General features: G+C 62.7%; 12 protein-coding genes. 11 read left to right on the top strand and 1 reads right to left on the bottom strand.

Annotation, left to right across the window (positions count from 1 at the left end; all coding sequences use genetic code 11):
* The first annotated feature begins 307 nt into the window (after positions 1-307).
* The 7 genes from AC1RO0_RS27380 (at position 308) to AC1RO0_RS27350 (ending at position 9060) form a co-directional block, all read left to right on the top strand.
* Positions 308-1801 (top strand): 6-hydroxynicotinate reductase, encoded by a 1494-nt coding sequence (locus tag AC1RO0_RS27380; RefSeq protein ID WP_498595705.1) that lies wholly within the window; start codon positions 308-310, stop codon positions 1799-1801.
* Positions 1802-1820: 19 nt separating this feature from the next.
* On the top strand, positions 1821-2762 hold the full coding sequence (locus AC1RO0_RS27375; RefSeq protein WP_498595704.1) for a UPF0280 family protein: 942 nt from the start codon (positions 1821-1823) through the stop codon (positions 2760-2762).
* A complete protein-coding gene (locus tag AC1RO0_RS27370) occupies positions 2755-3339 on the top strand; it encodes an amino acid synthesis family protein (protein WP_498595703.1) in 585 nt (194 codons plus the stop codon). Before AC1RO0_RS27375 ends, AC1RO0_RS27370 begins: the two co-directional genes overlap by 8 nt.
* Positions 3336-3920 (top strand): amino acid synthesis family protein, encoded by a 585-nt coding sequence (locus AC1RO0_RS27365; protein WP_498595702.1) that lies wholly within the window; start codon positions 3336-3338, stop codon positions 3918-3920. Before AC1RO0_RS27370 ends, AC1RO0_RS27365 begins: the two co-directional genes overlap by 4 nt.
* Positions 3921-3993: 73 nt before the next feature.
* Positions 3994-6093, top strand: a complete 2100-nt coding sequence (locus AC1RO0_RS27360; protein WP_498595701.1) for a hydantoinase/oxoprolinase family protein — start codon at positions 3994-3996, stop codon at positions 6091-6093.
* Positions 6090-7835, top strand: a complete 1746-nt coding sequence (locus AC1RO0_RS27355; RefSeq protein ID WP_498595700.1) for a hydantoinase B/oxoprolinase family protein — start codon at positions 6090-6092, stop codon at positions 7833-7835. The genes AC1RO0_RS27360 and AC1RO0_RS27355 overlap by 4 nt, the downstream gene beginning before the upstream one ends.
* A 43-nt stretch (positions 7836-7878) precedes the next feature.
* Positions 7879-9060, top strand: a complete 1182-nt coding sequence (locus AC1RO0_RS27350; RefSeq protein WP_498595699.1) for an acyl-CoA dehydrogenase — start codon at positions 7879-7881, stop codon at positions 9058-9060.
* A 54-nt stretch (positions 9061-9114) separates the two neighbouring features.
* On the opposite strand, the gene AC1RO0_RS27345 is transcribed toward AC1RO0_RS27350, so the two are convergent.
* On the bottom strand, positions 9115-9615 hold the full coding sequence (locus tag AC1RO0_RS27345; protein WP_498595698.1) for a MarR family winged helix-turn-helix transcriptional regulator: 501 nt from the start codon (positions 9613-9615) through the stop codon (positions 9115-9117).
* Between the two features lie 253 nt (positions 9616-9868).
* Here AC1RO0_RS27345 and AC1RO0_RS27340 point away from each other — a divergent pair, with 253 nt between their 5' ends.
* From AC1RO0_RS27340 to AC1RO0_RS27325, 4 genes are all read left to right on the top strand, one after another.
* Positions 9869-11056, top strand: a complete 1188-nt coding sequence (locus AC1RO0_RS27340) for an ABC transporter substrate-binding protein (RefSeq protein WP_498595697.1) — start codon at positions 9869-9871, stop codon at positions 11054-11056.
* A 107-nt stretch (positions 11057-11163) separates the two neighbouring features.
* Positions 11164-13077, top strand: coding sequence for an ABC transporter permease (locus tag AC1RO0_RS27335; protein ID WP_498595696.1), 1914 nt, complete (start codon positions 11164-11166; stop codon positions 13075-13077).
* Positions 13074-13856: an ABC transporter ATP-binding protein gene (locus tag AC1RO0_RS27330; protein WP_498595695.1), complete on the top strand. Its 783-nt coding sequence runs from the start codon at positions 13074-13076 to the stop codon at positions 13854-13856. The genes AC1RO0_RS27335 and AC1RO0_RS27330 overlap by 4 nt, the downstream gene beginning before the upstream one ends.
* Entirely contained in the window at positions 13853-14557 is a 705-nt protein-coding gene (locus AC1RO0_RS27325; RefSeq protein ID WP_498595744.1) for an ABC transporter ATP-binding protein, read from the top strand. Before AC1RO0_RS27330 ends, AC1RO0_RS27325 begins: the two co-directional genes overlap by 4 nt.
* Positions 14558-14597 lie beyond the last annotated feature (40 nt).

Genomic DNA, 14597 nt, shown 5'->3' with positions numbered 1-14597 from the left:
CGTCGATAAGCTGCTCTAGATTCAAAAGATTAGAGCGCCATTGCTCGATGATGTAAACGCTCGAGGTTCCAAGCGTCTACTTTGAAGTCAGCATTTGTCAACGCCGCAGGCTCGCTAAGAACCGAACCGGTCGAAGGCAGAGACAGCATTTTTGTCCGACCTCCCCGCCCTCGCTTGACAGGATCGATAGACGGGCTGATACTCATTCGCATACAAATGAAAAATGGGAACAATGACGGTCAAATATCTGTCCATGGGCTGATGGCAGCACCACCAGACGAGCGGCCGCGTTAAAATGGAGAGTGCCATGGTCAAGCAACGCGTGGAAAGCGTCGCGAACGGCAAGATACGCTGCGATGCCTGTCCCGTCATGTGCTACATTTCCGATGGTCGCTCCGGCGCCTGCGATCGCTATGCCAATCTCGGCGGCGAGCTGATCCGCGTCGATCCGCTGACAATCATCGAAAACACCATTTCCGAAGGCGGCAATGTCGTGCCATTCCTCGCCCAGCCGGACGAGAGCGAATGGGACGGCGACATCGTCCACGCCACCAGACGCTTCGTTACCGCCGTCGGCGCCGGAACGACTTATCCCGATTACAAGCCGGCACCCTTCATCGTGTCGCAGAAGGAAAACGGCATCGATATGGTGACCGTCGTCACCGAAGGCATCTTCAGCTATTGCGGCGCCAAGGTGAAGATCGACACCGACCGCTTTCTCGGCCCGGAAACGGCGACTGTGCTGGTCGACGGCGAAGCGATCGGCCATGTCACAACAGGCGAATACGGCTCGCAGATGCTGTCGCTCGGAGGCGTCCACCACCTGACGGGTGGCTCGAAGAAGGAAGGTCGCGTTACCTGCGACGCGCTGTTGAAACTCTGTAATGGCGACGCCGTCGACATGCAGATCGACGGCGGGGTCAGCCTGACCATCAAGGCAGGCGCTGCACCAGTGATCAACGATGTCGAGGAAAGCCGCATGCGCGTCGGCTGCGGTTCGGCCACCATTGGGATGTTCGCCAAGCAGTGGATGGGCCATGTCGACGAGGTCGTCGTTGTCGACGACCATATCACCGGCGTACTCTCCGAACATCAGGCCGGACGGCTGCTCGATGTGCCGGCTACCGGCATTCGCATCAAGGGCCGGCGCTCGACGCCAGGTCGTTACTTCCAGGTGGCCGAACCCGGCATTGGCTGGGGCGGCACCAACATATCCGATCCCCTGACCATCCTCGGCGATTTCGACCCCAAGACCGCCTGGCCGGGCATGCGCATGCTGATGGTGTCGACCACCGGCGAGCAATACGGCTACTACATTCTCGACGACAATCTGCGGCCGGAGCTGCAGACGATCCTTCCAGCAGCCTTGCAGGAATCGGTCGAGATCATCGCCGAAAACTGCGAACCGGCACTCACCTCGGTCCTGTTCATCGGCGGCGCTGGCGGCAGCCTGCGCGCCGGCGTCACCACGAACCCGGTCCGCCTGACGCGCTCCGTCAAGGAAGCGCTGACCCATGTTTCCTGCGGCGGCGTCCCGGCCTATGTCTGGCCGGGCGGCGGCATCACCGTCATGGTCGACGTGACGCAGATGCCAAGCAACGCCTTCGGCTATGTACCAACGCCTGCGCTCGTCGCGCCGATCGAATTCACCATGCGGCTCGATGATTACCGGGCGCTCGGCGGCCATATGGAGGCCGTGATGCCGATTGAGCAGGCGCTGGAAATGGCCGAACGCAAGGTGACGCCGATCGGCCGTGGCCCCTGGCCGACAGAAAGCCGAAACTTCAGATGGGGCGCCTGACGGCAAAGGGAGCGATAGCATGTCGCGGCCTGTTGCCCGATATCTCGATGGCGATCCGAACGGCCGGCTGCATCTGCAGCACGGGCCGATCGATCTCGTCATTGGCGTCGATGACGGCGGCGCGGCCCGCAAGGGCGAAGCCGAACGACGCGTCCGTGCCTTCGCGGCTGCCATTGCCCGTTTCCAGACTGTCCTCGACGAATTGGTGAGCGAACTGCCGCTGCTGCGCACTCCCGCGGAAATTGGCGGCCTAGTGCCTGCGGGCGCGATCGCCCGACGCATGGTCGCCGCAGTCCGCCCCTTTGCCGCTGATCATTTCATCACGCCGATGGCAGCCGTTGCCGGTGCCGTCGCCGACGAAATTCTGGCGTCGCTGCTGGCGGCATTCGATAACGACGACCGCCCTCACCGCGCCTATGTCAACAATGGCGGCGACATCGCCGTCCATCTTGAAGACGACGCGGAATTTCATGTCCGCATGGCGCGCGAAGACGGCGCAGCACTTGGCGATTTCGCGCTCCACGCTTCTGGCCCAACGCGCGGCATCGCCACCAGCGGACGCGGCGGGCGCAGTCTGTCGATGGGGATTGCCGATTCCGTGACCGTGTTGGCGACGAATGCGGCGGCGGCCGACGCGGCGGTCACGCTTATTGCCAATGCCGTCGATCTCCCCGGCCATGCCGCCATCAGCCGGGCGCGCGCCATTGACGTCGTCGATGACAGCGATCTCGGCGAGCGCCTTGTTGTCACCGACTGCGGCCCCCTGACGGATGCGGAAATCGACACGGCTCTTTCGCGTGGCCTTGCCAGAGCCGAGCGCTTCATCGCGCTCGGCCTCATCGATCGCGCCGGTCTCTTTCTCGCGAAGCAGGGCCTGCTCGCCATGCCGGCCGCAGCTGAGCCACTTACAGCCTCACCTCTTTCAATCGATCAATCCATGGAGCGGTTTTCCAATGCCTGACGTCAAGATCCGCAAGTTCCTCACCGTCATCGAGGAGATTTATCACGAGGGCGGCAAGCCCGTCGCAAAACCGCTGAAGCGGGGAGCGATCGTCGCCGTCATCGAGAACCCGTTCGCCGGCAGCTATCATGAGGAAATTACCGGCTTCATGAAGGATCTGGAACCGCTCGGCCTCGATATGGCGAACCGGCTGGTCGCGGCACTTGGTGGCGATCCCACCATAGTCGAGGGATACGGCAAGGGTATCATCGTCGGTCAGGCCGGCGAACTGGAGCATGGCGCGCTCTGGCATGCACCGGGCGGCTACGCCATGCGCGAAGTGCTGGGCGGCGCCAAGGCGATCGTGCCTTCCTCGAAGAAGGTCGGCGGCCCCGGCACGCGGCTCGACGTGCCGGTCACCCATATCAACGCCTCCTACGTACGCAGCCATTTCGACTCGATCGAAGTCGGCGTACCGGACGGTCCGCGCGCCAACGAGATGGCGGTCGTGCTGGTGATGACCACCGGCCCGCGCGTTCATGCCCGTAGCGGCGGCCTCAAGGCCGAGGACATCAAGGGCGAGGACGGCCTGCGTTGACCGCCGAGATCCGCAAGATCACCGTCTTCATCGAGGAGACACTGAGCGAGATGGGCCAAACCATCTCGCCGCCGACGCGCAAGGCGGCGGCCGTCGCCGTGATCGCCAATCCTTTCGCCGGCCGCTATGTCGAGGATCTGACGCCGCTGATCGACATCGGCGCCGAACTCGGTGGCCTGCTTGGCCGCAAATGCGTCGAAGCACTCGGGATTTCGCCGGCGCAGGCCGAGAGCTACGGCAAGGCGGCACTGGTTGGTGAGGATGGCGAGCTGGAACATGCAGCCGCCCTGCTCCATCCCTCGCTCGGCAAGCCGCTGCGCGAGGCCGTGGAAAAGGGAGCGGCACTTGTGCCCTCCTCAAAGAAACGCGGCGGCCCCGGCCGGCCTCTCGACATTCCGCTCGGGCACAAGGATGCCGCCTATGTGCGGTCGCATTTCGACGGGATGGAAGTGAGCCTCGCTGACGCACCGCGTCCGGCGGAAATCATCGTGGCCGTCGCCGTGACCGATAGCGGCCGGCCGCTTGCCCGCGTCGGTGGGCTGAAGGCGTCCGAGGTCGAAGGCACGGATGGCCTGCGCTAGGGGCGTGCTCCAGGATACTCGCGCTTGACAGGCAATCGATCAGGTCCGTAAATTCATTTGTATACAAACAATAATGGGAACAGTCGTGACTCAGCCTTCTTCGAATGAACCATCGAGCCCGACACCTGAACAATCGCAGGTCGCGGGTATCGATGTCGGCGGCACATTTACCGATCTCGTACTCTTCGACACGATCTCCGGCAAGGTTCGCCTCGCCAAGACGCCCACCACGCTCGACAATCAGGCGTTTGGCGTCCTTAACGCGCTGGATGCAGCAGAAGCCGATGTCGCGGCGCTCGACCTCATCGTTCACGGCACCACCACCACCACGAATGCCGTTCTCGAGCGCAATCTCTGCCGAACGGGTCTGATCACCACACGCGGTTTTCGCGACGTGCTGGAGCTCGGCCGGCGCACCCGCCCCAACCCCTATGGTATGAAGGGCGAATTTCTCCCGATCATCCCCCGCGACCTCCGGCTCGAAGTTCCCGAGCGCATGGATGCCGCCGGCAACGTGCTGATCCCTCTCGACGAAGAGGCGCTTCGCATCGCCTTGAAAGCCCTGGTGGATACTGATTGCGAGTCGCTGGTCATCCACTTCCTGCATGCCTATGCCAATCCGGCGCATGAATTGCGCGCCGGCGAGATCGCCGCCGAGATCTGGCCGAACGACAACATCACGCTCGGCCATGCGCTTCTGTCCGAAAGCCGTGAGTTCGAGCGCGGCGTGACGGCGGCCGTCAATGCGTCGGTGCAGCCGCTGCTCGCGCGCTATATCGAGCGCCTGGCCGACCAGCTCGCCACCAAGGGCTACAGGCACGACGTTCTCGTCATGAACGGCAATGGCGGCATGGTCTCCGCGCGCCACGTCGCCAAGGAAGCGGCAAAGACTGTCATGTCCGGCCCCGCCTCCGGCGTCATGGCCGCCGCCTATACCGGCCGGCGCGCCGGTATCCCGAACCTCATCACCTATGACATGGGCGGCACATCCACAGACGTCGCCCTCATTCGCAACGCCGAACCGGCAGTCTCCAACGAGATCGAGATCGAATACGCCATGCCGATCCATGTGCCGATGGTCGATGTCCGCACCGTCGGCGCCGGCGGCGGTTCGATCGCCAAGATTACCGCTGCGGGCCTTCTCCAGGTCGGCCCGGAAAGTGCCGGCGCCATGCCGGGGCCGATCTGCTATGGCCGCGGCGGCACGACGCCAACCATTTCAGACGCCAACCTTTTGCTCGGCCGCCTCAACCCTTCCAAGCTCAACTCGGTTCCGGGCGGCATTTCCATCGATGGTATCCGCGACCTGTTCGAAGAAAAGCTCGGCCGACCGCTTGGGCTTGACGCCACGGCGGCCGCCGCCGCCGTCATCCGCATCGCCAATGCCCGCATGGCCGACGCCGTGCGCATGGTGTCTGTCAGTCTCGGCGAGGATCCCCGCGATTTCGCTCTATTCTCCTTCGGCGGCGCCGGGCCGCTGCACGCAACCTCGATCGCACGCGAGCTCGGCATTCCCAGGGTGCTGACGCCGTCCCGTCCGGGGATCACCAATGCGCTCGGCTGCGTCGTCGCCGATCTCCGGCATGATTTTGTTAACACGGTCAACCGCCCGCTCGATGTCGCCGATATGGATGTCGTGCACGCACTCTTTGAAAAGCAGTCGGCGGAAGGGCGTCGTCTGATCGGCAAAGAAGCTGTCGCCATTCGCGAGATCCGCGAGATTTACTCCGTCGACATGCAGTTCATTGGTCAGACGCATCTGCTGCGCGTGCCGCTGCCGAGCGCCATGCCGACGAGGGTCGAATTGCAGGCGCGGTTCGAGGAGGCTTATTTCAACCGCTTCCATGTCGAGCTTCCGGAAATCCGTGCCAGCCTCGTCAACGTCAACACCTCGGTCATCGGCCGACGCACAGAGATCGATCTGTCCATGCTGATCGATGCGGCGGGGCGCAAGGCGACGCTTGCCGAGGCGCAGACGGGCACACGCTCGGTCTGGTTCGACGGCTGGCGGGAAACGCCGATTTACTGGCGCGATCACCTGCCGATCAAGGCGACGATATCGGGACCGGCGATCATCGAGCAGATGGACACGACCATCATCCTCGAGCCCGGCGACGTCGCCACCCAGGACGACGACGGCAATATCATCATCACGATCGGAGCCGGCCAATGAGCATCGACCCCATCACGCTGAGCGTCATCCAGTCCGGCCTGCAGCAAGTCTGCGATGAGATGGACCTGACCTTCTCCCGCGCTGCTTTTTCCCCGGTCATCGCCGAGGCCAATGACCGCTCCGACGGCATCTATTCAGCCGAGGACGGCTCGCTGATCGCCCAGGGCGCCGGCGGCCTGCCGGTCTTTGTCGGCACCATGCAATATTCGACGCGCACGCTGATCGAGATGATCGCGTCGGGCAAGGCGGCCGCGCCGAAGCCGGGCGATATCTATATCGTCAACGACCCCTATCTCGGTGGCACGCATCTGATGGACGTGCGCTTTGCCATGCCGGTCTATCGCAATGGCGAGATCTTTTGCTGGCTATCGAACACCGGTCATTGGCCGGATACCGGTGGCGCTGTCCCCGGCGGCTTTTCGGCCTCGGCCACCTCCGTCGAACAGGAGGGCCTGCGCCTGCCGCCCGTCCGTCTTTTCAAGGAAGGCAAGCTCGACACCGAAATCTATGCCATCATCTGCTCGAACATCCGCGTCTCCGAGCAGCGCATCGGCGATGTGAAGGCGCAAGCCGCCGCCCTTCTGGTCGGCCAGGAGCGGCTGGTGCGTATTCTCGAACGCTATGGCGACGATACGGTCAGCCAAGCCATCGGCGAGCTGCGCCGCCGCGCCGCCGAGCAGATGCGCGCCAATATCCGGCTGATCCCGGAAGGCACTTATCGCTCCGTCGCCTATATCGACAGCGACGGCGTGGTCAACGAGCCGCTCGAAATTCGCCTGACGATCACCGCGACAGGTGACGAACTTTCCTTCGATTTCGAGGGATCGTCGAAGCCCTGCGCCGGGCCGATGAATTCGGTATTGGCGACGACGCTATCCTCCGTCTACCTCGCCATGCGCCATATCTTCCCGGATGTTCCGATCAGCGCCGGCGCCTTCGAGCCTTTGAAGGTGAAAACGCCCGAGGGAACCTTCCTCGATGCCCATTATCCGCGCCCGGTTTCCGGCTGCGCTGCTGAAGTCAGCCAACGGATCGCCGAAGCCGTCTTTGCAGCCCTGGTCGAGGCGCTGCCCGACCGGGTGACGGCCTCGCCCGCCGGAAGCTCCGGCAATTTCGCGCTTGGCGGCCACGATCCGGAGCGCGGTCGCGGCTATGTCATGTACCAGATTTCCGGCGGCGGCTATGGCGGCAACAGCGATCACGACGGGCTCGCCAACGGCTGCTCGACCATCGGCATTTCCAAGGCGCCGCCGGTCGAGATCATGGAGCAGCAATTTCCCGTACTTTATCATCGCTATGCCCTGCGCGAGGGATCCGGTGGTGCCGGCAGGCATCGCGGCGGCTTCGGTCTCGACTACGAAATCGAGCTGAGGCGCGGTGCAGCGACCGCGAGCTTCGTCATGGATCACGGACGCTTCGGACCGCAGGGCGCACTAGGCGGCAGTGACGGCCGAACGAACAGCGTCACGGTCTGGCGCGGCGGCGAAGCGATGACGCCGGAGCATCTGTCGAAAGCGCAGGATATAGCATTGAAACCCGGCGACCGCGTCCGCGTCGGCACGCCGGGCGGCGGCGGCTACGGCGACCCGTTGACACGCGACCCGCAAGCCGTTGTAGAAGATGTGCGGCTCGGTCGTTATACATCGACCGAAGCGCTCGATCTGTTCGGCGTTGTCTTAACAGCGGATTGCCATCCGGATGCGACCGCCACCGAGCGAGCCCGCGCCAGCCGCAAGGCATAGACTACGCCATGATTGAGAAAAGAGAGAATTGGGAGACGAGAGCATGAGCCGCGAGATATTCGACTGGGCCGATCCGTTCCGGCTGGTGGATCAGCTGAACGATGACGAACGCATGGTGCTGGACACCGCCCATGCCTATGCGCAGGAGAAGCTGGCGCCCCGCGTGCTCGACGCTTTCCGCCATGAGAAGACCGATCCTTCGATCTTCCGCGAGATGGGCGAACTCGGCCTGCTCGGGCCGACCATTGCCCCCGAATATGGCGGCGCCGGCCTCGGCTATGTCGCCTATGGCCTGATCGCCCGCGAAGTGGAGCGCGTCGACAGTGGCTATCGCTCGATGATGAGCGTGCAGTCCTCCCTCGTCATGGTGCCGATCGATGCCTTCGGCTCGGAAGCGCAGAAGCAGAAATACCTGCCCAAGCTGGCCACCGGCGAATGGATCGGCTGCTTCGGCCTGACAGAGCCGAACCACGGTTCCGACCCCGGCTCGATGGTAACACGGGCGAAGAAGGTCGATGGCGGCTATAGCCTCACCGGCGCCAAGACCTGGATCTCCAATGCGCCGATCGCCGATGTCTTCGTCGTCTGGGGCAAGACCGAGGATGGTGTCATCCGTGGCTTTATCCTAGAGAAGGGCTGGAAGGGACTGTCCGCGCCCGCCATTCACGGCAAGGTGGGCCTGCGCGCCTCGATCACCGGCGAAGTCGTTATGGACAACGTCTTCGTGCCGGAAGAGAATCTGCTGCCCAACGCCTCCGGCTTGAAGGGCCCGTTCACCTGCCTGAACTCGGCGCGCTTCGGCATTGCCTGGGGTGCGCTGGGTGCTGCCGAGGATTGCTACGCCAAGGCGCGACAATATGTGCTCGACCGCAAGCAGTTCGACCGGCCGCTGGCCGCCAATCAGCTGATCCAGAAGAAGCTCGCCGACATGGTGACCGAGATCACGCTGGGGCTTCAGGGCTGCCTACGTCTCGGCCGCATGAAGGAAGACGGCCATCCGCCTGTCGAGCTGACCTCGATCCTGAAGCGCAACAGCTGCGGCAAGGCGCTCGATATTGCCCGTGCTGCCCGCGACATGCTCGGCGGCAACGGCATATCCGACGAGTTCGGCATCGCCCGCCATCTCGTCAACCTCGAAGTGGTCAACACCTACGAGGGCACCCACGACATCCACGCCCTCATCCTCGGCCGTGCCATCACCGGCATCGCCGCCTTTTCGAACTGAGGCCGAATAGCCAAAAAAGAGAGATGCTGTCGAGCGATAGCATCTCCTGCCGGCCTATTTCTCGCCTGCCTGTTTCTCTGGCGCGCTCGATGATCTGTCATCATGGTAGTTCAGGATGCGGCGGAGCAGATAAAGCAGGGCCACTCGTTCGGCGGGATTGAGGTCGGCCATAGTCAGCTCGCTGATGAGGCGGGCCGCCGGTATCATCTCCTCCAGCAGCTGTTCCGCGACCGGCGTCAGGGACATGATGATCTTGCGTCCGTCCTGCTCGTCCCCCGAGGTTGTGATCAGCCCCCGCGCGGACAGCCGTTCGATGATGCCCCGGATCGTGCCCTGATCGACGGCCGTGGCCTTGACGAGTTCGGTCTGGGAACTCGGCCCGTGATCGCGAAGCGCGCAGAGGGTGACGAACTGGACGGAGGTCAGATTGGGGTCGGAGGCGTTTTCCTGAAAGATCGAAAGATGCCGTTGATACACCCTGCGCAGCAGATGGCCCACCTGCTGCGTGACATCGTAGTCGTCCGTATCCGGCCTATCGTGCTTCACATCAGCCATCCATTGCCAAGATTAGTGTGTACACGCGAATTTCCACGTTCTCCGACCGATTGGCAAGCCAGGAATACTGGATTTTCATGCAATTTTGCCTAAAGAATACACAGAGAAAGACCTTGCATTTATAGTGAACACACCAGATCATACCCTCAGGCGACACACTATGGATCGCGATTGCACGCGCTCGAAATTCGATGCCGCCGATGACGTGCCGTAATAACAAGAATCAAAACAGATCAATCCAGAGAGGACGGAAATGAGAGGACTTTTTGCGATTATGGGTACGGCCCTTTGTCTGGCGGCCGGGACACAGGCGATGGCTGGCGAGATCAAGGTCGGCGAGATCAATAGCTATTCCGCCCTTCCTGCTTTTACCGATCCCTACAAGAAGGGCTGGCAGCTGGCGCTTGACGAGATCAATGCGGCCGGCGGCATCAACGGCGACACGCTGGTAATCATTTCCAAGGATGACGGCGGCAAGCCCGGCGACGCACTGACGGCCGCGAACGAGCTGGTTGCAAAGGAAGGGGTGGTGATGATCTCCGGCTCCTTCTTCTCGAATGTCGGTATGGCCGTTGCCGATTTCGCCAAGCAAAAGAAGGTCTTCTACCTGGCCGGAGAGCCGCTGACCGACGCGATGATCTGGTCGAAGGGGAACGACTATACCTTCCGCCTGCGCCCGCCGAACTATGTGCAAGCCGCCATGCTCGCGCAGGAAGCCGCCAAGCTGCCGGCGAAGCGCTGGGCGACCATCGCGCCGAACTATGAATACGGACAGAGCGCCGTGGCGGTGTTCAAGGAATTGCTCCAGAAGGCCCGGCCGGACGTCGAGTTCGTCGGCGAGCAATGGCCGCCCCAGGGTAAGATCGACGCCGGCTCCGTGGCGCAGGCCATCGAGGCCGCCAAGCCGGATGCGATCCTCAACGTCGAGTTTGGCGCCGATCTGGTGAAGCTGATACGCGAAGGCACGACCCGCGATCTCTTCAAGGGCCGCTCTGTGGTTTCCTTCCTGACCGGCGAGCCGGAATATCTCGATCCGCTGAAGACCGATACGCCGGAAGGATGGATCGTCACCGGCTACCCTTGGTATTCCGTCGACACACCAGCGCATAAGGCTTTCCTCGACGCTTACCAGAAGCGCTACAACGACTATCCACGCCTCGGCTCGGTGGTCGGCTACGCGCTGGTGAAGTCGATGGCCGCGATCCTGACCAAGGCCAAGTCGACGGATACGGACGCGCTGATTGCCGCCGCCAAGGGTATTTCGGTCGACACGCCGTTCGGCCCGATCACCTATCGTGCCGCGGACCATCAATCAACGCTCGGCGCTTTCATCGGCAAGACCGCTCTCAAGGATGGAAAAGGCGTGATGGTCGATTTCCAGTACCATAGCGGCAACGACTTCCTGCCGAGTGAGGCCGACGCCGCCAAGCTCCGCCCCTAGCTGCACCGTCAAAAGCCGGCGGTCGGGATTTCATACTCTCCCGCCGGCAGGATGGACACGCTATCGAGCCGGCATTCGCTCCATTGATCGAATGCCACCCTTGTTGAATGGGCAGGGAGCCTCCGTTGGACCTTTATATTCTGCAGTTCCTGACCGGGCTCTCAAACGCCGCCTCGCTGTTTCTGGTCGCGTCCGGGCTGTCGCTGATCTTCGGCGTGACACGCATCGTCAATTTCGCCCATGGCGCCTTCTATATGCTCGGCGCCTATATCGCCTATAGCCTGACGACCCGCTGGGAGAGCGCCTTCGGCTTCTGGGCAGCACTGCTTGTTTCCGCCGCGATCGTCGCGGTCTGCGGCGGCCTGCTGGAAATCCTGCTGCTGCGCCGCATCTACCGCGCGCCCGAACTGTTGCAGCTTCTGGCTACCTTCGGCGTCACGCTCGTCGTCGAGGACGGCGTGCGGCTGATCTGGGGACCGGAAGATCTGGTCGGGCCACGGGCACCCGGGCTGTCCGGCGCCATCCAGATCCTCGGCCGACCCTTTCCAGCCTATGATCTCGTGCTCATCGCGCTTGGACCCGCCGTTCTCGGCATGCTGTGGCTGCTGCTGCACCGTTCGCGCTGGGGCATTCTGGTGCGCGCCGCCACCCAGGACCGCGACATGGTCAGCGCGCTTGGCGTGAACCAGAAGTGGCTTTTCACCGGCGTCTTCGCGCTCGGCGTCTTCCTCGCCGCCTTCGGTGGCGGCCTGCAGATCCCGCGCGATGCCGTTACGCATTTCATGGATCTGTCGATCATCACCGAGGTTTTCGTGGTGGTGGTGATCGGCGGGCTCGGCAGCATCGGCGGCGCCTTTCTGGCCGCCATCGTCGTTTCGGAGCTGAACGCCTTCGGCATCCTGGTATTTCCGGGCATTTCCCTCGTGCTGATGTTCGTGGTGATGGCGGTCGTTCTTGTCCTGCGTCCCTGGGGCTTCTTCGGCAAGCCGCTGCCCCCTTCCCGCGCCGGCTATGCGGCAAGGACGACATGGCAACCGCTTGGTCCACGCAGCCGCGCCGCCGCCGGTCTACTCATCCTTGGCGCGGTCCTGTTGCCGCTGGTGCTCGGCAATTACGGCCTCGGGGTCGCGAGCGAAGTCCTGATCGCCGTGATCTTCGCCACCAGCCTTCAGTTCATGATGTCGGTGGGCGGGCTGGACTCCTTTGGCCATGCCGCAAGCCTCGGCCTCGGCGCCTATGGGGCGGCGCTGTCGGTCCAGTGGCTCGGAGCGCCGATGGAACTTGCTCTCGTCATCGGGCCGGTCGTTGCGGCCGCCATATCCCTCGTCTCGGGGTGGTTCTGCGTCCGGCTGTCCAACATCTATTTCGCCATGCTCACGCTGGCCTTCGCGCAGATCTTCTGGTCGATCGCCTACCAATGGGTCGACGTCACCGGCGGCGACAACGGCATTGTCGGTGTCTGGCCGTCTGACTGGGCAAGCGGAGCCAAGGCCTTCTATTGGTTGGCGCTAGCGGCAGCTGTGCTGTCGGTCGGCTGTATTCGCTACCTGACCTTTGCGCCGTTTGGTCATGCCCTGAGAGCCCTCAGGGATTCGCCGCAACGCGCGGCGGCAACCGGCATTCCACGCCGCACCGTTCAGCATACGGCATTCGTCGTCTCGGCCTTCTTTGCCGGGCTTGCCGGCTCGCTCCTGGCATTTCAGAAGGGAAGCATCTTTCCCGAGGTGCTCGGCATTCCGATGTCGATCGACGGGCTCGTCATGGTCCTGCTTGGCGGCTTCGGCACGGTATCGGGCGGCATCGTCGGCGCGATCGTCTACAAGACGGCCTCCATCTGGCTGATGAGTAATACCGATCTCTCCCGCATGATCCTCGGCGGCCTCATCATCCTTCTCGTCGTCGCCTTTCCGGAGGGGATCGTCGGCACGCTTAGCCGCGTCTTCGGAGCCCGCAAGCAGCAACAAACAATCCTTCCGCAAACCCTTTCGCAGCCGCTCGCCAAGATGGGGGATGCGCCATGAGCCAGCCGCTTCTGTCGGTATCGCATCTGAGCAAGAGCTATCAGGGCGTCAAGGCGGTAACCGACGTCTCCTTTTCACTCGTTCGCGGAGAGCTGATGGCGCTGATCGGCCCGAACGGCGCCGGAAAAAGCACCTGCTTCAACATGTTGAACGGGCAGATCAGGCCCGATGCCGGATCCGTCATTCTCGACGGGGTCAACACATCCGGTCTTTCACCCGCCCGGATCTTCCGCCTCGGCGTCGGCAGGACATTCCAGATCGCGGAAGTCTATCTGTCGATGACAGTTCGTGAAAATGTGCAGGTGGCGATTCTGTCCCATGCCGGACATCTTTCCGGATGGACCGGCTTCTTCGGACGGTTGGACCGCAAATTCCGCCGGGAGGCCGAAGAGCTGATCGGCCTGATCGGTCTCGGCGACCAAGCCGATCGCCCCTGTCGCGAACTTCCCTATGGCGACGTCAAGCGGCTGGAGCTTGCCATCGCCCTGGCGGGCGATCCGAAGCTGTTGCTGATGGATGAGCCCGCCGCCGGCATGGCCCCTCGGGAGCGCATCGAGCTGATGAAGCTGACCGCCCGGATCGTCGAGGAAAGACAGATCGGCGTTCTCTTCACCGAGCATGACATGGATATCGTCTTCGAACATGCGTCGCGGATCCTCGTGCTCAATCGCAGCGCGATTATCGCGGAAGGATCTCCCGAAGCGATCCGGACCAATCCCGACGTCCAGGCCGTCTATCTCGGCTCCGGCCTGCTTTACGCCAACAGATCGGAGGGCTGATGCTGGAAGTATCGCGTCTCAATAGCTGGTACGGACCCGCCCATATCCTGTTCGACGTGGAGCTGCAGGTTGCCGAAGGCGAAGTGGTCGCCCTGCTTGGCCGCAACGGCGCCGGCAAATCGACGACCTTCAAGTCGATCATGAGTCTGCTGACGTCGAAGCAGGGTGAAGTCCGGTTTCGCGGCGAGGATATTTCCAGGCTTCCTCCCTTCGACATCGCCCGCAGGGGGCTCGGCTATGTGCCGGAAGATCGGCGCATCTTCACTGGACTGACGGTGGAGGAAAATCTCGAAGTCGGGCGGCAGGCGGTGCGGGACCATCGCGCGGTGTGGACGCCCGAGCGCATCTACGAGATCTTCCCGAACCTTGGCGGCATGCGCAAGAGACCGGCCGGCAACATGAGCGGCGGTGAGCAGCAGATGCTGACGATCGGCCGCACGCTCATGGGCAATCCCCATCTGATCCTGCTTGATGAACCATCCGAAGGGCTGGCGCCCAAGATCGTCGAGCAGATGGCGGAGGCGATTGTCACGATGAAGCGCGAGGGATTGTCCATCCTGCTCTCGGAACAAAACTTGCATTTCGCCCGGCTGATATCCGACCGCGCCTATATTCTGGAAAAGGGCGGGATCCGATATTCCGGCACCATTGCCGAGCTCGAAAGCCGCGAGGATATTCGCCAAGCCTATCTCGCCATGTAACGGACGAATATGGCGTGCGCTGCGTGACCAACCCTTTCCG

It is taken from the genome of Rhizobium sp. GW821-FHT14E12, from assembly GCF_058803745.1.
This window is presented reverse-complemented; position numbering and strand designations above follow the sequence as displayed.